21 protein-coding genes and 1 pseudogene are annotated in these 24061 nt (G+C 37.8%); 8 read left to right on the top strand and 14 right to left on the bottom strand.

The features are described 5' to 3' along the window. Positions 1-16: 16 nt before the first annotated feature. Positions 17-1771 (bottom strand): ABC transporter ATP-binding protein, encoded by a 1755-nt coding sequence (locus tag ACQKMI_RS06090; RefSeq protein WP_427487754.1) that lies wholly within the window; start codon positions 1769-1771, stop codon positions 17-19. Between the two features lie 426 nt (positions 1772-2197). Between ACQKMI_RS06090 and ACQKMI_RS06085 the strand changes: the two genes are divergently transcribed. Beyond that, the gene (locus ACQKMI_RS06085; RefSeq protein WP_427487753.1) at positions 2198-3460 is read left to right on the top strand and encodes an MFS transporter; all 1263 of its coding nucleotides are present in this window, start codon (positions 2198-2200) and stop codon (positions 3458-3460) included. A gap of 197 nt (positions 3461-3657) precedes the next feature. Here ACQKMI_RS06085 and ACQKMI_RS06080 read toward each other — a convergent pair whose 3' ends face one another. The 5 genes from ACQKMI_RS06080 to ACQKMI_RS06060 form a co-directional block, all read right to left on the bottom strand. Beyond that, entirely contained in the window at positions 3658-4395 is a 738-nt protein-coding gene (locus ACQKMI_RS06080; protein WP_427487752.1) for a hypothetical protein, read from the bottom strand. Beyond that, positions 4392-8063 carry a multicopper oxidase domain-containing protein gene (locus ACQKMI_RS06075; RefSeq protein WP_427487751.1) on the bottom strand — a complete coding sequence of 1224 codons (3672 nt, stop codon included), beginning with the start codon at positions 8061-8063 and terminating at the stop codon, positions 4392-4394. The genes ACQKMI_RS06080 and ACQKMI_RS06075 overlap by 4 nt, the downstream gene beginning before the upstream one ends. Beyond that, positions 8056-8373: a hypothetical protein gene (locus ACQKMI_RS06070; protein WP_427487750.1), complete on the bottom strand. Its 318-nt coding sequence runs from the start codon at positions 8371-8373 to the stop codon at positions 8056-8058. Before ACQKMI_RS06070 ends, ACQKMI_RS06075 begins: the two co-directional genes overlap by 8 nt. Before the next feature lie 47 nt (positions 8374-8420). Further along, positions 8421-8708 carry a hypothetical protein gene (locus tag ACQKMI_RS06065; RefSeq protein ID WP_427487749.1) on the bottom strand — a complete coding sequence of 96 codons (288 nt, stop codon included), beginning with the start codon at positions 8706-8708 and terminating at the stop codon, positions 8421-8423. A gap of 78 nt (positions 8709-8786) precedes the next feature. Further along, positions 8787-9539, bottom strand: a complete 753-nt coding sequence (locus ACQKMI_RS06060; protein WP_427487748.1) for a hypothetical protein — start codon at positions 9537-9539, stop codon at positions 8787-8789. Between the two features lie 313 nt (positions 9540-9852). On the opposite strand from ACQKMI_RS06060, the gene ACQKMI_RS06055 reads away from it, so the two are divergent. Beyond that, on the top strand, positions 9853-10143 hold the full coding sequence (locus ACQKMI_RS06055) for a hypothetical protein (protein WP_427487747.1): 291 nt from the start codon (positions 9853-9855) through the stop codon (positions 10141-10143). Positions 10144-10239: 96 nt separating this feature from the next. Here the strand turns inward: ACQKMI_RS06055 and ACQKMI_RS06050 are convergent, their stop codons facing one another. The 4 genes from ACQKMI_RS06050 to ACQKMI_RS06035 all read right to left on the bottom strand — a co-directional run bounded on the left by ACQKMI_RS06050 (position 10240) and on the right by ACQKMI_RS06035 (position 14444). Next, positions 10240-10899, bottom strand: coding sequence for a hypothetical protein (locus ACQKMI_RS06050; RefSeq protein WP_427487746.1), 660 nt, complete (start codon positions 10897-10899; stop codon positions 10240-10242). Positions 10900-11039: 140 nt separating this feature from the next. Then, a complete protein-coding gene (locus tag ACQKMI_RS06045; RefSeq protein ID WP_427487745.1) occupies positions 11040-11381 on the bottom strand; it encodes a copper resistance protein CopC in 342 nt (113 codons plus the stop codon). 191 nt (positions 11382-11572) lie between these two features. Next, complete coding sequence (locus tag ACQKMI_RS06040) at positions 11573-11950, bottom strand: hypothetical protein (RefSeq protein WP_427487744.1); 378 nt, start codon at positions 11948-11950, stop codon at positions 11573-11575. A gap of 469 nt (positions 11951-12419) precedes the next feature. Next, positions 12420-14444 (bottom strand): multicopper oxidase family protein, encoded by a 2025-nt coding sequence (locus ACQKMI_RS06035; RefSeq protein WP_427487743.1) that lies wholly within the window; start codon positions 14442-14444, stop codon positions 12420-12422. A gap of 812 nt (positions 14445-15256) precedes the next feature. Here ACQKMI_RS06035 and ACQKMI_RS06030 point away from each other — a divergent pair. The 6 genes from ACQKMI_RS06030 (at position 15257) to ACQKMI_RS06005 (ending at position 20097) form a co-directional block, all read left to right on the top strand. Beyond that, the gene (locus ACQKMI_RS06030) at positions 15257-15739 is read left to right on the top strand and encodes a DUF5590 domain-containing protein (protein ID WP_427414276.1); all 483 of its coding nucleotides are present in this window, start codon (positions 15257-15259) and stop codon (positions 15737-15739) included. Between the two features lie 16 nt (positions 15740-15755). Next, complete coding sequence (locus ACQKMI_RS06025; protein ID WP_427414275.1) at positions 15756-16949, top strand: pyridoxal phosphate-dependent aminotransferase; 1194 nt, start codon at positions 15756-15758, stop codon at positions 16947-16949. Between the two features lie 28 nt (positions 16950-16977). After that, positions 16978-18273, top strand: coding sequence for an asparagine--tRNA ligase (gene asnS / locus ACQKMI_RS06020; RefSeq protein ID WP_427487742.1), 1296 nt, complete (start codon positions 16978-16980; stop codon positions 18271-18273). Between the two features lie 109 nt (positions 18274-18382). Continuing rightward, positions 18383-19111, top strand: a complete 729-nt coding sequence (locus ACQKMI_RS06015) for a DnaD domain-containing protein (RefSeq protein ID WP_427487741.1) — start codon at positions 18383-18385, stop codon at positions 19109-19111. A gap of 12 nt (positions 19112-19123) precedes the next feature. Next, complete coding sequence (gene nth / locus ACQKMI_RS06010; protein WP_427487740.1) at positions 19124-19786, top strand: endonuclease III; 663 nt, start codon at positions 19124-19126, stop codon at positions 19784-19786. After that, positions 19783-20097, top strand: a complete 315-nt coding sequence (locus ACQKMI_RS06005) for a YpoC family protein (protein WP_427487739.1) — start codon at positions 19783-19785, stop codon at positions 20095-20097. The genes nth and ACQKMI_RS06005 overlap by 4 nt, the downstream gene beginning before the upstream one ends. Positions 20098-20172: 75 nt before the next feature. Here ACQKMI_RS06005 and ACQKMI_RS06000 read toward each other — a convergent pair. The 4 genes and pseudogenes from ACQKMI_RS06000 to recU all read right to left on the bottom strand — a co-directional run. Further along, a pseudogene (locus ACQKMI_RS06000) lies at positions 20173-20274 on the bottom strand (IS3 family transposase); the annotation flags it as partial. A gap of 7 nt (positions 20275-20281) precedes the next feature. After that, a complete protein-coding gene (locus ACQKMI_RS05995; protein ID WP_427487738.1) occupies positions 20282-20428 on the bottom strand; it encodes a hypothetical protein in 147 nt (48 codons plus the stop codon). A 72-nt stretch (positions 20429-20500) separates the two neighbouring features. Next, on the bottom strand, positions 20501-23248 hold the full coding sequence (locus ACQKMI_RS05990; RefSeq protein ID WP_427487737.1) for a PBP1A family penicillin-binding protein: 2748 nt from the start codon (positions 23246-23248) through the stop codon (positions 20501-20503). Further along, a complete protein-coding gene (gene recU, locus ACQKMI_RS05985; RefSeq protein WP_427487736.1) occupies positions 23245-23895 on the bottom strand; it encodes a Holliday junction resolvase RecU in 651 nt (216 codons plus the stop codon). The genes ACQKMI_RS05990 and recU overlap by 4 nt, the downstream gene beginning before the upstream one ends. Positions 23896-24061: the final 166 nt, after the last annotated feature.

Raw genomic sequence — 24061 nt, 5'->3', positions numbered from 1 at the left:
CTAACAAATCCCTTCGTTATTCCTCTTTTATTCGTAATTGTTGTTTGGCAAACTCTCGGTACATATCATGCGTCTCAAATAAAGTATCATGTGTGCCACTGCCTGTAATATGTCCTTTCTCTACAAAAAGGATTTGATCTGCATCTACTACTGTTGAAAGGCGGTGTGCAATGACAAGCGTTGTTCTACCTTGCATTAAATTATCCAATGCTTTTTGAACAAAGATTTCCGAGTTGCTATCTAGACTAGATGTTGCTTCATCTAACATTAATATTTGAGGGTCGCGTAAAAGTGCTCTGGCGATAGAAATTCGTTGTCGTTGACCGCCTGAAAGCTTAATCCCGCGTTCACCTACTTCTGTATCAAATTGCTCTGGTAATTCATTAATAAACTGATCAGCATAGGCCATTTTGGCAACTCTTTCAAGCTCTTCATCCTGCACTTCTCTGTCAATGCCGTAGCAAATATTTTCACGAATCGTACCAGACAGCAGTGCACTTTCCTGGGCAACATAGCCGATTTGGCTTCTCCAAGAATGTAGGGAGTAAGTGTCGATAGGAGTTTCTCCAAGTGTAATACTTCCATTAGTAGGTTGATAATATCTTTCTAATAGAGAAAAGGTAGTTGTTTTTCCTCCACCACTAGGTCCTACGATGGCCGTAACTTTACCAGGTTCAATGGTAAAATTAATATTCGATAAAATCGGTTCTTCACCATAAGCAAAGTTAACGTTTTTTACATGAATCGGCTGATTCACTTTTTCTAATGTTTTTCCTTCGAAAATATTCTCTTCTTCATGTTCAAGTAATGCACTGATTCGCTCTGTAGCACCCATTGCTTTTTGAAGCTGTGTAAAGAACATCGTTAATTGGGTCATTGGCATGATGATTTGGATTAAATATAAAATAAATGCCACCATGTCGCCAGCTGTAAGCTCTCCTGAAGAAACTCGAACGCCACCATAACCAATAATGGTCACAAGAACTGACATTAAGACAAACGAAATGAGTGGCGAAATAAGAGCATGGATTTTAGCTTCTCTTAAGCCAAACGTAAAGAGGTTGGTAATTCCTTTCTTGCCACGCTCATATTCAATATTCTCAGCATTTGAAGCTTTTACTAATCGTGTTTCAGGTAAAACTTGATTGAGCACAGACGTAAATTTGGCTGTCTCATCTTGCATTCCTTTCGAAATGACAAACATACGTCTTCCTAGAAGCATTAAAATAACCATAGCAAGTGGAACAGCGATCAGCATCACTAAGGTCATTTTCCAATCTAAGATTAATAGAATGATGATGGATCCAATAATCGAAATAACACCAGATAAACAGTTTGCAAGGTGTTCTGTAATGAGCTCCTTAACAACAGCTGTATCATTCGTAACACGACTTAATGTTTCGCCTGTATCGTTCTCATCATAATAAGGAATTGGTAAATGAAGTAGCTTTCTCCAAAGCTGATCTCGTAATTTCGCGACAACATGATGTCCGACACGGTTTAAATAATAAATGGAAAGTCCACTCGCAATCGCTTGCGCAATAAAAGCAATACCTAATAAAATAATTTGCCAATAATCAAGGGATTCTAATGAAAAGCCATCCACTAATTTTTTTGTAAATAACGGAACGATAAATCCGACGCCCGTAGTCGCTAAACTCATAATTAATGAAATGATTAAAAGCCATATTGGTGGTTCAGCTTGTTTGACTAAGCGAACAAAGCGACGCCAATCCTTCATTTTAGTAGTATCTTTTGATGTCTCCTGCAACGTAAAAATCTCCCTTCAGTTTTATCAACTAAAACATGAATCTTTCATGTTTCTTACTATAGCATGACTTTATGAACTGAATATGAAATGAGTAAGAGGTGATGATAGTGAAAGCGATCTATTCCTAAAAGCATGATCAATTCTAAAATTTTAGTGGAAGTTCAAACAAGTTCCTTTTTCTGGAGAAGTATCATACAATATTATAAACCGACAGTCGGTCTAGGAGCGCAGCGGAGGAAGCGGCTCGACGCTCGCCCGCAGGAAAGCGAGTAGCCCGTAGCGGAAATCGAAGCCTTCTAATTTATGTGGATAAAAATGGTTAATTAAAATGCCTGATTCTATTTTCTTAGTCTTTGCAATTTACACATTCAAGATAGGCGTGGATGATAGCTAATTTAATAGTTCTAAAAGGAAGGGGTATAATGAATGGAAACACAGATTAAAAGAAAAGGCTTTTCAAAAGATTTTAACCTGATGGTGATTGGGCAAATTATTTCTATTTTAGGTTCTGCGCTTTTAAGGTTTGCCTTATCACTTTATGTACTAGATATTACAGGACGTGCCGATCTTTTTGCAGTACTATTTGCGATATCGAGTGTCCCAATTTTACTAGCACCGCTTGGAGGAGCCATTGCTGACAGGTTTAATCGACGCAATTTAATGGTGATTTTCGATTTTACGAGTAGCATAATTGTCTTTATTTTCTTCGCAATGCTAGCAATTGGTAATAGTTCTATTTTTCTTATTGGTGTAGTGATGGTATTGCTTTCCCTCGTTAGTGCTATGTATGCACCTGCAGTGATGGCCAGTATTCCAGTACTTGTAGAAGAGGAAAAGCTTGAGCAAGCTAATGGAATTGTTAATGGTATTCAAGCATTGTCTAATGTAGCTGCTCCTGTATTAGGAGGAATACTGTACGGTTTAATTGGCTTAAAAGTACTTGTCGTGGTGAGCGGTGTGTTCTTTTTCTTATCGGCCTTATTAGAGATGTTTATTCAAATCCCATTTGTAAAGCGAGAGCAGAACGGTCATATTATTCCGACGCTTGTCAATGATTTGAAAGAGGGCTTTCGCTATGTTGTGAAGCAATCTTTTATCTTCAAATGTATGATTTTAGCGGCATTATTAAATTTATTATTAACACCGCTGTTTGTCGTAGGTGTACCGATTATTCTCCGTGTTACATTGCAAAGTAGTGATACACTGTATGGAGTAGGGATGGGGTTAATCGATTTTGCCACAATCTTAGGAGCTTTATCAATGGGGTACTTTGCAAAAAAAATGGGTATCACTAATTTGTATAGTTGGATTTTCATTACTGCGTTATTGATTGTTCCAATGGCTATAGCGGTTACGCCTCTGCTGCTGAATATTGGCTATTATCCATCCTATACTTTATTTGTTTTGAGCGCACTTTTAATCGCTATGATTATGACAATCATCTCCATTTATGTTATTACACTTGTACAAAAAGAAACACCTAATGAAAACTTAGGGAAGGTCATGGCTATTATCATTGCCGTTTCACAATGTATGGCACCAATCGGGCAAATAGTGTATGGCTTATTATTTGAAGCATTTAGTGTTAAAGTCTATGTTCCTATTTTTATGATTAGTATTGCCATGGTAGTGATGGCAATAGTAACAAAGAAGATTTTACGATTTGAAAAGAGCGAGGCAGCACAATGATTGATGATCCTCTGCGATTGTTGAACTCGTCTATGGAGAGGTTTACAGGCAAGTTACTGACGAAACTAACTTAGATTATTTGCTAACAATAAAGTTCAAATTAACTAGCTTAGTTATAAAATATGGAAAGCCAAATTCCCGTAAATATTGTGGGGGAATTTGGCTTTTTTATAAGGAAAGTGGGGATAATCAGCACTTTATCCAATCCATTTGTTATTCAAAATTTGCAAGAAGGAAATGTCATTAATATTAACATGATGATTACCTTTTTGGTTGTTTATATAAATGTTGTTTTCAGTTGCTGACAATAAGGTTCCTGTTATCATCAGCAGATCCGTTTTAACTTGAATAGTATCTCCTATATAATTTTGTAATTGCTGATAAAGTGGGATGCCAAAAAATAAATTAATTAATTCAGGACGTTTTGACACAAATTCTCCGAAATTTAAAACGAGAGCTTTATTTTTAAACATTTCTAAATCGTATGGCTCTTCTTCTTGAGAGTTGTTTATGTGGGATAGTGAAATGAGTCGCGTATATAAAATAAAGAGTGGTCCACATTTCGTGTTCAACTGGATAAAATCGCGTCCTGCAACACTTAATAAACCTGCTTTTTCTTCAATTGTCTCAATGACTCGATTTTTTATTGTATCTTCATCTTTTGTTCTTTCTATAAATTTGCAATTAATTTTTATTTTCACATGTACACCTTGAAGTTTAAGGAAATGTAATTGAAGCTGACGAGTATTGTTGACGTCGCTTTCTGAACCTAGTGATTGTAGTAGTTGATTTGCTTCATCTATACAAAATTTCAACTCATTTAATTGAGCCTTTGGTAGTGAGCTAGTTGGAGAAGAAAAAACAGGAGTTGGAATTTTTGGGTTGGATTTATTACAGGAACATGTTAGTTTTTTGCATTTTTTACAGCGCTTCATGTGGAATCACCTTCATTTTCAGTTGATGCTAAATGGTCTTTAAGTGGGGCTAACAATGAATTTCTACTTTTAAGGACTCTAAAAATACCCCATAAACCTAATTCAATATCCCATCTAATATTTCCTGAACGATACAAATAGTCTCCTGGTTGCTGAGATAGTCCACCTGCTCCAAAGAATAAAAGGAAATCGTCATTACTTCCGACAGTAGCTTTACCTTTAAAGGAAACTATTGAAGAAAACATATCTTTTTTACTTCTAAAGAAGTGGTGTGCATGAATGATAAATGTATGAGCTCTTGGTTTATCAGCTGGAAATGCAAAACGAAATGTTACGGGGTCACCTGGATAAGCCAAAAATAGTGGCGTGCTCGGATTTTTTACATTAGCAGCACTGAAAACTTTGAAAACATCATTTAGATTTTCTACAAAATGGCTAAATCGCTCAGCTCGGTAATTGAAGCCTCTGGAGCCTTGATCTTCAAAATCTTCTACTTCTTCCTCTGCATTGATAAGGAGCGGTTCAGGATCAATAATGACAGTCCCATTTCTATCAACTAGTCTTACCCCATCATGCATAACGATAGAGAATTCTCTAAACTCAGGGAGCAAAGGATTAGAAATAATTGCTTGATGTCCCAGATTGCCCTCTCTTCTGGTCTTTGGATGGAGATACTTTGACCCTTGAGACTCAGCAATTAGTATGCCAAATGCCCCGTGGTGTCGGTGATTTCGAATGTCGGCCATATCCCATAAGTTAGCAGAACCAAAATCAGTATCGATATACCAGATATACTTTATGCTCTCACCTGGAGCGATTGTCTGATCGGGGTTGAATCCTACAGTTGCTCCATCAGAGTGTCGAACGTCATAAATAGCTAGTTGAGCGTGTAATGAAATTCGTTGTGACGGAGGAAATGGTGCGCTAACAGGTACCTCGGGATAACCATGTAGGGCACCGTGATGGAATGTATCGTTCAATTCATTCGTAAGTGTGACTTCTACATATTCTCCAACATTTGCACGCAATATTAAAGGTTCTGGATTCACTTTCTTTGAATTAATATTCGCTACATTTTCCTTGAGTGCGAAAATTATTCCAAAAGGATCGTGATCTCCTTCATTGTTATAGTCAATTCGAGCATTTATAGCAGAGACTTCGTATTTTCGAACAATCGAATTTGGTGGAATTGCCTCTTTTGGTCGTGTTGCTTTTTCAGGAGGTTTCCCCGTAGGACATGGTAAAGGATCGTGTCGTGACGGTGGGGGATCTCGGTCTGGTAAAGGAATTAAATGTGGTACTCTTTTTTCAAACGATCGGAAAATGCCCCAGTTTCCTAACCAAATATCATCGATGGAGCCGTAATGATAGAGCATATCGAAATCTCCTTCACCTTCCATGTTAAATTCAAGCGTGAAGGATTCAGCAATAGCTATATGTTGTTGCTGATCTAATTTTGAAGATAAGTTGGGCCGTTCTTTATGCCAGCGCTGACGGTGGAGATTAAAGCTATGTGACTCTTCATGTGCTCCTTGAAGGAGACGAATTCGAACAGGATCTCCATTGTAAGTTTGAAGCAATGGTGTAATAGGATCGCCATGCACCCATGAGCTAAAAACATAAGCAGGATCACGATTTGGTTTTTTTAAACGAAATTGAATCGGTTCATTTTTATAGTTGATAGCCATAACGCCTGGATCTTCTGGTGAACCAGGAAACGGTGGAGGATTGAGTGGACATCCGTCTTTATCAAATAACATCGTAAAATCTTGAACAAATAAATTTAATTCACGGAAATCGGGAATTAATGGATTAACGATTGTCGCTTGTGTACCGGATTGTATTTCTTTACCAGTAACGGAGCTTAAAAATTTTGAGCCTCTTGCTTGGATGTTAATGCCGGCAAAAACACCGTGGTGCTGATGTTCGTTGGCAAATAAATGGTCGTGCCAAAAAGTTGCTTTTAACTCTACATCTGCAAACCACTGATATTGAATGGTCTCACCTGAAAGAATGCCTGAATCGTAATTCCATCCAACATTAGCACCATCTGAGCACAAAACGTCAAATTTAACGAAGTGAACATGCATGCCAGCCTCATATGTGCGGTTCACTAGTTGGAATGCATTTCCGCCAAGTGTCTCAGGTAACTTATTTGTAAATTTAAAACGGATCACTTCGCCAGCATTAGCCCGTAGAACCAATGGCTCAGGTTCCTTTCTGCCAGCTAGTATATCTTCTTCATCCTTGGCTAAAACATATAAGCGACCTACAGGATCATGCCAACCTTGCTTATTATAAATAATAGGCATTTGTATAAGGACGACATCAAAGGTCCTTACTGGGTTTACATCTGGAGTAGCTGGGTTGACAAAAACAGCTCCAGGAACAGCATTCGGTGCAAAAGAATTTTTTTCAATTTGAGTAGCAGGTCTACCACCTATAATGCCGAGTGGTGGGCGGGGAGCTTTAAGTCCGACAATTCCTGGCACAAAGTTTGGAAATCCTGGTTTCTCAGGTGTCGGTTTTGGTGGTAATGGTCGATCTGGCAGCGGTTTAAGTGCTTTAATCGGCACGCCGTTCGGATAACACTGACTACCATCTTGCAATGTATCAAAATTACGTTGAATTCCCCACATACCTTCTCCAAAATGGGGATACAGATGACAATGTATAATAGCATCGCCCATTGCCCCTTGCAATGAACCGGCCCCGTATACTGGTGTGACTAAATAATTCGTTTGGGGCGAAATGGCTTGCACATCAAGAAGGTCGGAGTTTTGATTTGCTGGTTCAGAAAACCATTGATGTACATGGTAGTGAAATGAATGTGTTTCTTTTACAGCAGCATGAATGAGTCTGATTTTTAGGGGGTCCCCTACATAGGCTCGTAAAATAGGTGTAGCTGGATCACCGAATACCCAAGAATCGTGATGAACTTCTTCGCCCTCACAATCTGGACAAACAACACCTTCTTGAATTAATCGTAGTCTGTTCCGCATAGGCTCCGAACGGTAGTTAATGGAATGAGTTGCTTCTGGTTGAAGTGTATGAGGACTAATTGGCTTTTGCCCTGTTAAATCGTGTACCTCCTCCTCGTCATGGAAAAACCAACCATATTCTCGATAAGAGGGGAGTAATGGATTATGAATATCGGCAAAAAGACCACTATTAATTGGTTTACCTGAAATTGGATCAGTCCAAGTAGATCCCTGTGGTTCTACAAAAAGTGCACCAAACAAACCGTGTACATTACTCCCTAATTCACTTGATAATGTATTTCCTAAATCTGAAAATAAATGGGTTCCTTCAAGATGAACTTGCCATTTATATACAATACTTTTTCCTGGTGGAACTGTCGTATTCGGATTTCGCCCAACAAAAGCTCCATCAGAAGTAAAAACATTATATTCTACATCTTGAATATGCATCGATGTATTGAAGGGAAGCTGATTTTCAAATAAAACCTCAATATCGTCGCCTACATTTGCGCGAATAACTAATGGCTCAACTAAATCTACAGGCGTGAACGGATTCTTAGCGACTTGTTGTTTGATGAGATGTTCATTTTCCTTTAATACATACATCATACCTTCTGGATCGTGATCCCCGAATTGATTGACAACAATACGTATAGGAATGGCAACGATGTGAAATTGTCTATTCATGCATGCCATTCCTAATATCAGGTATAGGCCTGTTGTCCTTTTCAATATAAAATACTTCTATATCATCAATGTGAACGCGAAATTTTTCACCATCAAGCTCTGGTATATTCGTAACCTCTGCATCGATCACTAAATAGTCACTAACCACTTCTGCGATTGGTCCAATAATTAGAAATGGGTATTGGGAGAGTAATACTAATGCTCTTTCACCTATATTATTCTTAAAAGCTTGTGACACTACAGTTTGTCGTATGGTATTAATATCTGGCGTACGAATACCAAGTTGTGTAGCAAGTTTATTTAAATCCATAGTAACCTCCTATTCTTATGAAATTTCTGAGTGAAAACCTAAACAACCTAAACAAGTACAAGTTGTCGTTTGCAATCAAATGGCGTAAATACTGCGATATGCTCCATAGGGAAACTTAATGGCGTAGGAAATTTAAAAAAAGGAGCGTTGTGCATTTTAATAGTTACAGGATCTAGTGTGATAAAGCCATTTGTTACTTCCACTACTTTTCCACAAAAAATAGGTCTAAATGTTTGACCGAGTATACTTAATTGATTTCTCTCGGTTACAAGTAATATGTTTTTTCCTTTCATTTCTAAAAAGAGCTCATTTTCAGGAACTATTGGTTCTCCCACGTTTCTTTACCTCCTTTAATTTGAGAATGCATCGATTTATTATATTGAGCTGAAATGAATTTATTACAAAGATTACCATTATGGAAACGATTTTTTAGAGGTTTTGTTATATCCAAGCCAGTTTGAAAATAACCGTTGGAAAAAAGAAGTGACTCTTCCTTGCTTGATATACGTAATATGAGCAGTCGAAATTTCAGGCACATCTTGATGCTTTAAATAAACCTTTCCAGGCGTAATATTAAGTATCTTTCCTTTTATTGCGTTTTTAGCATATATGGTCAGTTTTGTCCCTTTCCATGTTTTCAAATTTGTCTCTAATAATTCTTCAAAGAATTGTTGTCTTAATACTTGTTTATTTGAAACCGTATGACTGAAGTTTGTTAATAGTTTTTTCCGCAGCTCTTCATCAATGACGACATTTTGGTGTGTGTTATGAATTGCGGGTATGCCAAACGGTGATTTAGCTGAGTGAATTGTCATGTATGGGATCCAAATCCGAGTAAAGAGTGTTTTTAACATAACGAAATTTCGTCCTATTGTATGAACTTTACCAACAGTATGGATATTCTGATCCCCATTTTTTGAATAGACCTCTACAAGCTGATTTTTTTTAACTTTAAAAAATTTCATAAGCATCATTTGCTTTTTAAAATGGGGGAGATGCTCCCCAAGGTTTTGTATATTTACACCATGAATAAATTCTTGTAATAATTTCAATTCATATAAAGGTAATGGGCTCGCGGGAGAAGTGTAACGCTCCTCTTTTTTTAGTTCAGGATTTTCATAATCATATGTGTTAATAATGCCAACAACCTCTTGTGTTTTCTCCAAAAAAAATCTCCTCCTGTATAACAAAAAATTATGCAATTTCCAAAGTTAAGCCACCTACTTCAAAACTTCGTAAAGTGGAAGGATCATTAGTAACAGTCTAAGTAATCAATTTATCTATTCAACAGGTATTTCTTTTCGACTGGAATTTCGTAACAAGAAGATTACATATATTGAAAATAAAGGAGCTGACGACTATTTGAGTGTAATATTTTGGTTGATATTAATGAGTTATTTTATTGTTTGTTTTGCCACGTATACTTTTTTATACAGGATAAAATTTTTAATAAGCTATCATCTCGGTATGAATATCGCCATGTTAAGTAGTGGAGTGATGGGATTGGCCGTTGGTGTAGTTCTTGGCAATGCATTTCCTAGCCATTATACGTTGGTAACGATTGTTGTTACGGTGATTGCTATATTAATCGGTGCAATATTTGGCGCGTTAGTGGACTATCAAACTTTACTTTCGGGTGTTTCGGGTGGATTAATGGCGGGAATAATGGGGCCAATGATTGGTGTTATGGCTGATTTTGGTTTTATAACGTTTTGTACCATTCTTCTGTATGTAATATTTGGAATGCTCTGTTTATCAGTACGCTCTTAGCATACGGATAATGACTTGAATTAGATAGAAATAAAAATGACGATCACGATCAATAAAATAAGCGCTACATGCATGTAAGTTCAGTGTATTTTGTTTTTATAATTTGGAGCGAACAATCCCATTAATAACAATAACCGCAAAAATAGCAAGTAGTTTAAACAGTAAAAAAGATAGCCAATGGTTTAACGACACTGGCGTATTTGATAAATAAGCGATAGTCTCAAATAAAGAAGTAATTAATAAAACAACAATACACAAAAATGAAAATTTAGAAAATAAAGGCATGAATGTATGGGTGAATAATCGGTGTTTACGCCAAAAACTTAGAGTAAACAGAAGCCCTCCTGCCCAAATTGAAATTGCGAAGAGATAGGCGCTGTTATTAAATACTAAAAGACTAGATGATTTCAATTCAAATGAAAAACCATTTAAAAGTAAAATTAAAAACATCCAGATGATATCGAACCATTTATTGCGAAATAGACAGACAAAGCCAATTAGTGATAATACAAGTGATACATACCACAACAAATCGAAATTGGAATTAATCAAACTATTACTAGTGTAGTCGGAAATTGTAGTAATGTTTAATTGCGTTAAAATCATAAAGAAGAGTCCGATTAGGTGAAGTATTTGAATGACTATCCCATAAGCTATATATTTTTTCTTCAATTCAGTTGAGTACTCTTTAACAATCCTCCACCAGAATACCCAACCAACGATTAAAGATAAGCCTGTATAATATATTGCCTTCATTAAAAAACTAATCCATGCTGCTTCCTTGAGCTCATTAAGTAGTGGTGTTTCTTGCTGGTATGTAATGGGTATGCATAAATTATTATTACCTATTTGAGTAAATAATAATGTACTGTCTATTTGAAACAGATAGGAACCTTTTACAGAGTGATCATCATTCGATGAGACAACGTTATAGTGAACAGAGTATTTTCCATCGGGAAGGAAGGTAATTCTAAGCGAATTTCTTGTTGATCATCACTTATTTGGGCTTTGTTACTAGTCACTGCTTGCCCCTTAAAATCGATGACCTCAAGGGAATTTTGTGCTAGTTGGATTTTCTCATTAAAGGTTATGATAATTTCTGAAGGAGCTATTTCTGAGCGGCTATTTGGAGAGGGTGATTCCATTTTAACAATTGGGGGTCCCATAATATATTGAGCACATAATACAGATAATAATAATACAAAGAAAAATAAAACAAATTTTGTTTTAACCTTCATTGGCTTAATCCCTCCTGAGCAATCCATTAGCATATCTTATTCATTACAGACGATTATGGATATTACTTGGAAAGAATAATTGACATAAAATATGGAATTAATTTTTGCGTTAAAAAGCTGTCTAAGAAGCCTTTTTTACTTCTTAGACAGCTTTTTATTTTGTTTTTCAAAAGTGTTTGAAAGGAACGGAATCAACATAAATTGCTATGATCTCCATCAGCAAATAAATAAATTTTACTGATCTTATCTTTTAAGATTGTAACGAATGTATCGTCTTTTTCTTTTATTTCAATAAAATCTATGCCAAAACTGCAAAGTATTCCGCTCTCCTTAGTACCAGAAACAGTTTCGATTTCAACATTCTGTCCTTTATATTTTAATAATTGATAATTTAGGCTATTCGTCAACCCACAAAGATTTAAAACGAAAAATTTATCACAGCAGCTGTTAGGGTATTTAGAACACTTTATACATCCATCTTTGGAACAATGAGTATGACTCTGGACATGTTTTGTTGGATGTTTTTTCTGTATTTTCTTGTTAATAGTGTTTCTCTGTCTAGCGCACAAATCAATACCCCCTTTAATAGTATTATTAAGACATTATATGTAAATTAAATATACTCTTTTAGGGGAATGTAAAGGCTCTCAAGTTGGCCTAAAGCCTCCGGCGGATGTCACGGATTTTGAAAGGAATGAATAAAGGATGTTAGCCTAAAACCTTCGCATCCTGCGAAAACGGCTAACTGACCTGCATCGGTAAAAACGCCACGTCCTGTGGCATTACCGAAATGACCGACATCGTGTCGGCCCTCGTGCAGGCCTGAGCACAATTCAAAATCCGCACGCAATTACGCCAAGGCGAAATTGATTTAAAAAGAATTAAACAATCATAGAACCTTAGACAAAACTCTATAAAAATTAATAAACCGCATGAAATTAAATTTATTAACCTTGATTTCATGCGGTGTTATTTTGTACGTTTTGTATTAAAAAACAATTAGTTTTCGACGAATATCCCAGCCTTATAATTGCAACATTAGTACCATCTTCTCCGACGCCTAGGTGATATCCTTTGTCGAGGTTGAAACTCAGTAGACGAGAAGATTGGCTGAGGAATATTTTCAATATCAGTAACTATATGTTGTTCTGAGAGTTCTACTTTTGAAAGGGGGATATTTTGAGTATTGTTCAAGAGTGGTTTGGATAACTGATTATATTCCACATTATTTTCTAAATAGGCTGTTTCAATAGGGCGAGTAATGTTTTGGGTACTAGTTAAGAGAGGAATAGTTTGCGGATTATATTCTATTTCGTCTTCTACATAAGTTGTTTGCACAGAGGCATGTGAGTTTTCTACTATTTCTTCTGTCGGAGTGATGTATTGAATAGTATTAAGGAGCGGGACAGTGTGCTCATTATTGCTTGTTACAATAGTAGAGTCGCCATGATTCTGTTCTGGCGAATGTTCTTTTTCATGGTGCTGAATTTCAGCATGTTGCTCTTGCACAGGGTGAACGTCCTTCATGACGAGTATTGGTCGCATCATGTCATGATCTTCATGCTCTAGGAAATGACAATGCCACATATAATGACCGACATGATCTTTCCAATGCATAATAATTTTCGTAACCTTACCAACTTCCGCTTTTACAGTATCCTTCCAACCTTGCTCATAGACATGTGGTTTTTCAGGGGGACCTGTAAATTCCAGTCTGCCTTCCTTTTGATATAGCTCCATATCAAAAGGCCGTCGTTCTAGTAGTTTAAATTGAATTAAATGAAGATGAATAGGGTGATCAAACGGTGTTGCATTAATGAAATTCCATATTTCTATACTATCAAGTGCAGGCTTTTCAGTAGCAGGGTCATGATACATTCGATTATTTAATAATAACATTGGTCGACCAAAATCATCTGTTGTAGCAGATAATGGTAGATGTCTCTCGATATGTGCATCGTGGGGATGTAGATCCATCGATACTGCGAGTTTTTCTGGTATTTCACTAGTATCCTCACACTTTAGGGGAAGGCACACTTTAAATTGCATGATGACTCTAGTGTGTTCATCGAAGAAATCTTCATCAGAATTGATTAACGTTATATCTTGACCCTCAAATTTTGAAAAATCAACAATGACATCTGTTCGTTCTGCTGGCAATAACTCAACAGATTGAATTTCTTGAGGAGCTGTTAAAAAGCCTCCGTCTGTTCCGATTTGTATCATAGGCTCATCATTTGAAAGGCTAATGATATATCCCCTTCTATTGGAAGCATTGAGAAGACGAAATCTATATTTTCGAGGTTCGACATTTAAATAAGGCCAGACCTTTCCGTTTACGACGATGGTATTACCGACAAAGCCAGGTGTAATAGATGGATGTACGGGAACGGGGAATGGTGGTTCATCGGGATAGAAAAGAGAGCCGTCTTCATTAAACGATTTATCTTGAATTAAAATGGGGTACTCATAGTCACCACAAGGTAGGTTAGAACGCTCTTCAAGTGTATCCCGAAGTAAATAAAAACCTGCTAATCCCGCATACACATTTAAACGAGTTAGCGCCATTGCATGATCATGATACCACAGTGTTGTACCAGGTTGATGATTGGTATATTCATGTATTTCTTTACTGAATTTTGGACCTGTTTGTGCATAATCTCGTGTATACCATGCCTCGGGATGACCGTCACTTTCCCAATCTACATTTGCGCCATGTAAATGTGTAACAGTTCTTACTTCCTGTGAATCGTTTGCCGTATGAAGTGTAAAATCGATTGGTAAAAAGTGTTCTGAGGGCAATTGGTTTTGATAGCGAACATAAATGCTTTTGTCTTTTTTAGCTTCAATAGTTGGACCGGGATAAAGCCCGTTATAGCCCCATATAATTGATTTTGGGAAATCCTTATGGAAACAATGCTCTGCTTGCATCATTTTAAGTTCATAATAATCTTTTCTCTGTTGCCCTTTATAGTATTTTGGTTTAACGGTAACCGGTTTTGGCAGCTCATCCACAAATTTTGGTATTGTTGCTGGATCTGTAGGATTAACTTCTTTAGTCAAAACATCACGTCCCTTTTTCAATTCTTAAAATTGCTCATTACCTCATCATATGGGTAAAAATAATGGGCAACAGGGACAATAATGGAGATAATTGTGCGAACAAAAAAATACGGATATTTAATCCGCTGCAATAGTTTGATATTCCAAGCAAAGCAAGGGTGTTTGAGCGACAACAAAATATCTCAATAAAAAATCCAGGTTGAGCAAATGGGACGGCCGTGCGAACTGTGTTATATGTGAATTAGCGTTGGTTTTTAGCGAAAATTTTACTTTCTATTTGCAATGGTGAATAGGGATTTTTATATTGAAAGGGTATCCATTTTTAACTTCTTTCAGGAAGTCTCCCACCTCTATAGAAGGTGAGATGAATGCGGGTTTAAGTTACTTTTCAGCGGGTGTACAAACAACCGCTGAAATAGAGGAACTCAGTCTTAGAGCGCCACGTCCTGTGGCAACGACTGAGTGACCAACATCATGTTGGCCCAAAGCCTCCGGCGGATGTCACGGAATCGGCTTTGAGCAAGCACAAAGCCGATTCCGGACGCAATTATGCCGAGGCATAATTGATGGGCTGGACGAAAAAGAGAAAAATTACTACCCGAATCATTTGAAAACGTTATATTATCAACGTACAATATATGAAATTAAGAAACACGACAGCACAAAATTGTTGTATAATGTTGTGGTATGAGGAAAGAAAGCAGGTTGACAAAAATGGAAAGCAAAATGAATGTATACGCAGTTATAAACATACAAAAGCATCAAGCATTCGTGTTTATGAATAAGCTAGATGTGAAACATAAGGTGAATATATGAAAAACTGGTTGATTTTCATTTCTGTCTTTATGGTTTCGTTGTCACTTGTCATTAGTATTTTAGTACTCTGGAAAGCCGAGGCTCCATTCCATTCAATTGAAGAGAAGGCTGAACAGTTGGCACTTGATGCCAAAGCCCTCGCAATTGTCTCGGAGTCCTACACATATAATGGCAAAAATCCGTATGTCACTGTGTTCGGGGTAGATGAATATGGTGATAAAAAAGCTGTCTTTGTTCCGACGAATCTAAAAGCTGATTCAATAAAGGATGTATTTTTAAAAGATGGTATTACGGAAAAGGAAGCATTATCGGTTTTAAAAAAGGAAGGAAATGTACAAAAAGTCCTCAATGTGAAATTAGGCTATGAGGAGCCAGGTGCTGTTTGGGAAATATCATATCTAAACGATCACGATAAGCTCAACTATGTCTATATTATGTTTAAGGACGGCGACTGGTGGAAGCGCATTACGAATTTATAAGAGGAGTAGATCCCGTATGAAAAATTTATTAGCAAACCGTGTAAAAACTTTAACACCATCTTCAACGTTAGCCATTACTGCGAAAGCGAAGGAGTTAAAAGAGCAAGGTATTGATGTTATTGGCCTAGGCGCTGGTGAACCAGACTTCAACACGCCACAAAATATTTTAAATGCTGCCATTGATTCGATGGAAAAAGGCTTAACAAAATATACACCTGCTGGCGGTCTTCCGGTACTTAAGAAAGCTATTATCGATAAACTTCAACGCGACAACAATCTTACATACAAGCCGAATGAAGTAATTGTAGGTGTTGGAGCAAAACATATTCTATACACTTTATTCCAAGTTATTTTAAACGAGGGCGACGAAGTTATTATTCCAATTCCTTATTGGGTTTCTTATCCGGAGCAAGTAAAATTAGCGGGTGGTGTACCTGTTTACGTGGAAGGCACACGTGAGCAAGGCTATAAAATTACTGCAGATCAATTAAGAGCTGCTGTGACAGATAAAACAAAAGCAGTTATCATTAACTCTCCTAGCAACCCATCAGGTATGATTTATTCCCGCGAAGAGCTAGCTGAAATTGCTGCTGTTGCAGAAGAAAAAGATATTTTAATCGTGTCAGATGAAATTTATGAGAAGCTTGTATACAATGGTATTGAGCATTTTTCAATTGCACAGCTATCTGATGCAGTGAAAGCACGTACAATCGTTGTCAATGGTGTTGCAAAATCTCACTCTATGACAGGCTGGCGTATCGGGTATGCTGCAGGGGATGCGGACATTATTAGACCAATGACTGACCTTGCATCACACTCTACATCGAACGCAACAACAACTGCACAATATGCAACAGTGGAAGCTTATAATGGACCACAAGACGCGGTAGAAGAAATGCGTCAAGCATTCGAATCTCGTCTTGAAAAAATTTATCCACAGGTAAGTGCAATTCCTGGCTTCAACGTATTAAAACCACAGGGTGCATTCTACTTATTACCAGATGTAGCAGAAGCTATGGCTCATACTGGCTATGATTCTGTAGATGCATTCGCTGCGGATATTTTAACAGAAGCAAACGTAGCAGTGATCCCAGGCTCTGGCTTTGGTGCACCCACTACAATGCGATTATCTTATGCTACATCTTTAGACTTATTAGAAGAGGCAGTCCGTCGAATTGATACATTTGTAAAATCAAAATGGCAAGACTAATCCTTTTAACCAACTTTGGAGGATTTATATGAAAAAAATTATGATTCAAGATATGCCAAAGCATATCGGCGAAACAATCAAGCTAGGTGCTTGGTTATCTAACAAACGTTCAAGTGGTAAAATTGCTTTTTTACAGCTACGTGATGGTTCTGGCTTTGTACAGGGCGTTGTAGTAAAAGAAGAAGTAGGCGAAGAAATTTTTGCAATTGCAAAAGGTATGTCCCAAGAAACTTCTATGTATATTACAGGAGAAGTTAAAGCAGATGAGCGTTCAAGCTTTGGTTGTGAGCTTGTTGTAACGGGTATTGAAGTGCTTCATGCTGCAACTGATTTTCCGATTACGCCAAAAGAGCACGGTCCTGAGTTTTTAATGGATAATCGTCACTTATGGCTACGTTCTCGTAAGCAACATGCGATCATGAAAATCCGTAACGAAATTATTCGTGCAACGTATGAGTTTCTTAACAACAATGGCTTTACAAAAATGGATCCACCAATTTTAACTGGTTCAGCTCCTGAAGGTACTTCTGAGCTATTCCATACAAAATATTTTGATGAAGATGCATTCCTTTCTCAATCTGGTCAGCTTTACTTGGAAGCGGCTGCGATGGCTTTAGGTAAAGTATTCTCATTCGGTCCGACATTCCGTGCTGAAAAATCTAAAACACGCCGTCACTTAATCGAGTTTTGGATGATTGAGCTGGAAATGGCATTTGCTGAATTTGAAGAAAACTTAGAAGTACAAGAACAATACGTGGAGCATATCGTGCAATCAGTTCTGGCAAATTGCAAATTAGATTTAGAGCGACTTGGTCGTGATACATCTAAGCTTGAAAATATTAAAGCACCATTCCCTCGTATTTCTTATGACGATGCTATAAAATTATTGCATGAACAAGGATTTGACGATATTAAATGGGGCGATGATTTCGGTGCACCACATGAAACAGCGATTGCTAATTCATTTGATAAACCTGTATTCATCACTTGCTACCCAGTAGGCATTAAACCATTCTACATGCAACCACATCCTGACCGCGATGATGTAGTATTATGTGCAGATTTAATTGCACCTGAAGGTTATGGTGAAATCATTGGTGGTTCTGAGCGTATCCATGACTTTGATTTATTACAATCTCGTCTTGAAGAACATCATTTATCTTTAGACGCTTATGCATGGTATTTAGAGTTACGTAAACAAGGCTCTGTACCACATTCAGGATTCGGTCTAGGATTAGAACGTACAGTGGCATGGATTTCTGGCACGGAGCACATTCGTGAAACAATCCCATTCCCACGTTTACTAAACCGCCTATATCCATAAGCTATAACTAGTTTGTTTTAGGTTTTGAAAGTGTAAAATTAAAAAAAGTCGCGTAGTGATATGTCTACGCGGCTTTTCTACTTACGATGGAAAAGGAGTCAAGTATCATATGAGCGCAAATAATAATCGACTCCGTACATGGACTGAGCAGAGAATGATTCAAATTCCTCAGCTTTTTTTTCAGTTTTATAAGGAGTTAAAAATTGAGGATGATGAGGCACTGATTGTTATGCATTTACTTGCATTCTATACGGAGGGTAATGATTTTCCAACGCCTAATGATCTAATGAATCGTCTAACAATGCCTAGCAGTGATATTACTTCACATCTACAGCGATTAATGCAAAAAGGTTTCCTTGAAATAACAAGCGACGTCGACGCAAATGGCAAACTATATGAAAAATACTCGGTTTACCCACTTTGGGAGCGTATTATGCAGATTATTGAAATGAAGGAACAGCAAAAATCAGCAGTATCACTCCGACAAGAAGAGGGGGAGATTTTCCGATTATTTGAAGAGGAAATGGGGCGTCTTTTATCTCCTTTAGAGCTAGAAAAAATCGGATCTTGGTTAGATGAGGATAAGCACAGTCCGGCGCTTATTAAGGAGGCGCTGAAGGAGGCTGTGTTTGCTGGTAAGCTAAGTATTCGTTATATTGATCGAATATTACTGGAGTGGAAAAAGAAAAATATTACGACACCACAGGCTGCACAGAAGCAAAGCGAGCAGTTCCGTGAAAAGCAAACATTTAACAGACCGTCAGTTCGTACAATGCAGCAAGAATCGCAGTCAACAAATAAAGTACCATTTTATAATTGGTTAGAAGAAAGAGAATAGGGGGCTTCCGACATGTTAACAAAAAAACAATGGGAGCATTGTCTAGCGGAAATGGATCGTATGTTCCCTGATGCACATTGTGAGCTAGTGCATGACAATCCGTTTGAACTAACTATTGCCACGCTATTATCTGCACAGTGTACGGATGTACTTGTAAACAAAGTAACGAAAACATTGTTTCAAAAATATAAAAAGCCTGAAGATTATTTAGCTGTATCCTTAGAGGAGCTGCAACAGGATATTCGCTCCATCGGCTTGTATCGAAATAAGGCGAAGAACATTCAAGCATTATGTCAACGACTATTAGAGGAATATGGGGGCGAAATACCAGCAAGTCGGGAAGCGCTAGTTACGTTGCCCGGTGTTGGTCGTAAGACGGCTAATGTCGTATTGTCTGTAGCATTTGATATTCCTGCACTTGCAGTGGATACACATGTAGAGCGCGTGTCTAAACGATTAGGGCTTTGTCGCTGGAAGGATTCAGTATTAGAAGTCGAGGAAACAATTATGAAAAAAACACCGATGGACAAGTGGTCGAAAACACATCATCAGCTAATTTTCTTCGGTCGTTATCATTGTAAAGCTCAAAATCCTGGCTGTCACACATGCCCTTTATTTGATGATTGTAGAGAAGGGCAAAAGCGTTTGAAAAAAGGGCTGGTGAAGGAATCGTGAATGTAGAGGCAATCGCAAAGGAAAAAATGGACGCTTGGTTTGCAGAATGGACGGAACTAGAAGCCAAAATTCATGCAGCTCATGATGCAAGGAACGGTGAAGCAAAAGGATTGATGGAAGAGGCCATTTTATTGTTTGAGCGTTTAGTGCAAGAAGCAGGCGATGAAGTATTGCCCATCAATGGTGTCGAACGATTAATCTTTATTAAAGCAAAGCCTGGCCAATATGCTTGTTATCGTCAGCTTGATGAATTATTTAAGGAAACAAAAAAACGAGCAGCACGACTACGCTTGCAAGCTGCCAAAAGGTAATACAGACAGCAAATTGAAAGAGATAAAAAAGCAATGTAGCGTTTGATCTGACCCAAAAAAGTTAGACATATTTAGTTAAGCGACTTCTAAGACTTGAGTTCGGTATTCCACCGGGCTTAGGTCTTTTAATTTTTCCTTCATTCGTTTGTGATTGTAATAGTGAATATAGTCTTTGAGTTGCTGTTCAAAATGTGCCATGGATTCGGCGAACCCATTCACTTACAATCGGATCTGTCACTCCGATGTCTTCCGTGATTAAAATCATAGATTCATTTCCATTTAAGTATCGCAAGACTGCTTGAATTCGTTGTTCAGCATTTACTTTTGCCATAAAAAAACCCCCGTAAAAGTTAGATTGATGTCTAACTTTTACGGGGCAGTTCATTAAGCTACTTTGCTTTTTTTATTCAGTACTACCGGTACCATCATCCGGTACGGTAGGTTCAGTTGGATTTGTTGGTGGCTGGCTACCATTATTGTTGCCATTGTTTCCTGGAGGGGTACCGCCATTTCCTGCATTGCCGCTGTTACCATTCCCGCTGGCATTGCCGTTACCATTACCATTTCCGTTACCATTACCATTTCCATTTCCATTTCCATTACCATTACCGTTGTCATGGTTGCCGGTATTGCCATCGTTATCATTTCCGTTACCATTGTGGTTACCATTGTCCTCGGTATTGCCATTTTCGTCCGGTTCCGTTGGTTCCTCAACTTCAGGTTCCTCAGGAGTATCTGGCTCTTTATCTTCTTCAGCCGTACCTGTTACTTGGAAAGTAGTTGTACCTGGTTTACTGCGTGTACCATCTACAACTGCTACGACAGAAATCGTGTAGTTGCCATCTTCCAATTTGTTGCTAACTGTTAAACCTTTGCTTTCCGTTGTACCAAGAGAAATAGTCTCTCCACCTTCTTTTTTAGCGGATACTTCGAAGGTTGTTGGTAGCGGTTCATTTGAATCCGGATTAAGCATTGCATCATGCTCCCAAGAAATATTGATAGATTGACCTTCTAAATCTAGGCTTGCACTTACATTGTAAGGTGTAGTAAGCTCTGGTGCAGCGTATTCATTTGAAACTTCATTAGGCTCTGAACCACGTACAAAAAGCTCTGTTCGACGTAACTCATTCGGAGTAAAACTACTTGCTAATTTAAGTGGCTTTGATCCTACTTCAATTGTAGCTTCCACAACTGAGTTTGGCTTTTTGAAACGTGGTGTTTCAACGTTCTCCGAAATATCTTGCATAATTTGTTTAAATAAATGTTGCGGTAAACGACGCTCATCCCAAGTTGTAATTGGATCAAAGTGTTCTTCATAACCACTCCAAATAGCGATTGAATAGTTTGAAGTGTACCCAGCAAACCATGAATCCGGTACACTTGTATCCGGTAAATTATGCTTGCTAAAATCAGCAGCTGCGTAGTTTGTTGTACCTGTTTTACCTGCGACATCTAATCCAGGTACATTAGCGTAAGTACCTGATGCATCCGGCTTATTGCCGACAACATCACGTAACATATCTGTCACCATATAAGCTGTATAATCGCTCATTGCTACATTAGACTCTGGTGTGTAGTCTTTTGTTGTTTTACCGTCACGGTAAACGATTTTTGTAATTGAATAAGGATCAGTGTAAACACCATTATTTCCAAATGCTGCAAAGGAAGCAGCCATTTGTGTAGGAGACATCGTAATATCCCCACCACCGATCGCATCAGATTCGTAAACATTTTTAGCATTAATACCTAAACGACCAATAAATTCTTTAGCTTTATCAATACCAACTTCTTGTAATGCTTTAACAGCTGGAACGTTACGGGAAGCATATAAAGCTTTACGTGCTGTTATAGCACCCATATATTTATTATCCCAGTTTGTAATCGTTTGACGCGTACCAGTGTAGTTCATTGGTTCGTCCACAAGTGTTTGACCTGTTGACCATTTTAAATTTTCGATTGCTGGACCATAATCTAGTAATGGTTTCATAGTTGAACCTGGTTGATGATGTAAGTCATATGCATAGTTCCAACCGCGTTCAGCCCCGTAATTGCGTCCGCCACCGATTGCTTGAATTTGACCAGTTTTCGTATCAATGACAGACACACCCGATTGGATTTTTTCTGTTGGGAAGTTACTGTCATCATTCATATTATTTTCAACAATTTGCTGAGCATTCGGATCAAGTGTTGTGTAAACTTTAATACCTTCTGCCATTGCACTACCATCACCGTTATCCTCTAGTTCATTAATAACGACATCAAGGAAGGCATCGTATTTAGAGCCAGCAAATTTTTGACGTGTCGCATCGTCAGCTAAACCAGCTTGGATGTTTACTTTCTTTGCTTCCTCCATCTCTGCTTTTGTGATTTTTTTATGTTGATACATTAATCCTAGAACGGTATTACGGCGTTTTTCTGCAAGTTCAGGATTTTTTAATGGATTGTAAGCATTTGGGCGTTGGACTAAACCTGCAAGTAATGCTTCTTCAGCTAAATCTAAATCTTTTAGTTCTTTCCCGTAGAAATATTGGGCTGCTGTTCCGAAGCCATAAACACGACCTGACATCAGCATTTTGTTAAAGTACATTTCAAAAATTTCTTCTTTTGAATATTTACGTTCTAATTGGAAGGCAAGCCAAGCTTCCTGTGCTTTACGTTTTAATTTTTTCTCATTTTGTAAAAATGAGTTTTTAACAACTTGCTGAGTTAATGTAGAGGCCCCTTGTGCCCCGAAGCCATCACGGAAGTTAGCGAGTACTGCCCCACCAAGGCGATAAAAATCCATACCACCGTGCTCAAAAAAGCGTACATCTTCCGTTGCAAGGATTGCGTTAACCATATCCTTCGGTATATCTTCATATTTTACATATTTGCGGTTTTCTGCACCAATTGTTGCAAATAATTCACCGTTTTTATCATAGAACTCAGAAGAAACGGGATCCTTCAGTAAGCTTTCATCTAATTTAGGTGCGGTACTTGCGTAATAGGCGAATAACCCAGCACCACCAATAAAACATGCAGCCATAATTGCTACTAGTGTTAGTGTAATGCGCTTAAACCATTTTTTCTTCGATGGTTTCGGAGCGCCTTTTTTATTTTTTTGAGCGAGAGCTTTTTGATGCTCACCGCGTGTTGGACGACGTTCAGTCATTCTACTATCTCCTCACTTTCAAAACCATGACTTTGTGCTTCAATGAGCTGTTGGATAATCGGTAAATAATCGATACGTGGATAATAGCTTATAGGAATTTCTAAAGCTTCCTTTTCTATAGTTGAAAAGGGGATCGATTTACGTTCACCGTTGTCCATCGCTAGCCAGGCCTTTTGTAAAACATCGTATGGCACGATAAAATATCGTTCAAAAGCCGAGAAACGAACGATAATAAAAGCCACACCATTTTGTTCCGTCACTTGCTGCATATGTGTCATTTGATGTAAGTGAATATTCTTTAAGGGAAAGCTAGTTTTTGAAGCTGTTTCCTTTGCATCAAAATCAATATAACGCCCGTTCCAAACACCGTTGTAATCTGTTGTTGATGGCGTTCGAAAATAAGCCTCACGAATAACTGCAGCACTTCGTGATGGGTACTCTACTTTGACGATTTGCACGGGAACAGGTTTCTTATGAATGATAGCAAGTCGTCTTTTTACATAATAATCGTTTGCTTCATCAATTTCATCTTCTAGTGTTTTCCCTCGATTACTAAAAGAAAAATCTTTTTCATTCCCCTTTTTCACCGTTTTTTGAACAGCAGGATTAGGGGAATACAATTTCCCATTCGGATAACGAATTGTCATTTAGTTCACCCTCTATAATACTGCTATTATACAATAGTTTACCATGATTAAGTAGCAGTTCTCTACTTCCATTAATAGTATGATTGACGCTAGATTTTTTATAGTTAAATTTACCCGTGGATGACCGATCTTTGGGCAATTTTCGCCTCTTAAAGTCGAAAAATAG

Origin of the sequence: Lysinibacillus sp. NPDC097214, from assembly GCF_050277945.1 — a bacterium.
Taxonomy (GTDB): domain Bacteria; phylum Bacillota; class Bacilli; order Bacillales_A; family Planococcaceae; genus Lysinibacillus; species Lysinibacillus xylanilyticus_B.
Note: the sequence above shows the minus strand (reverse complement) of the source record. Positions and strands in the feature narration are given on the sequence as shown.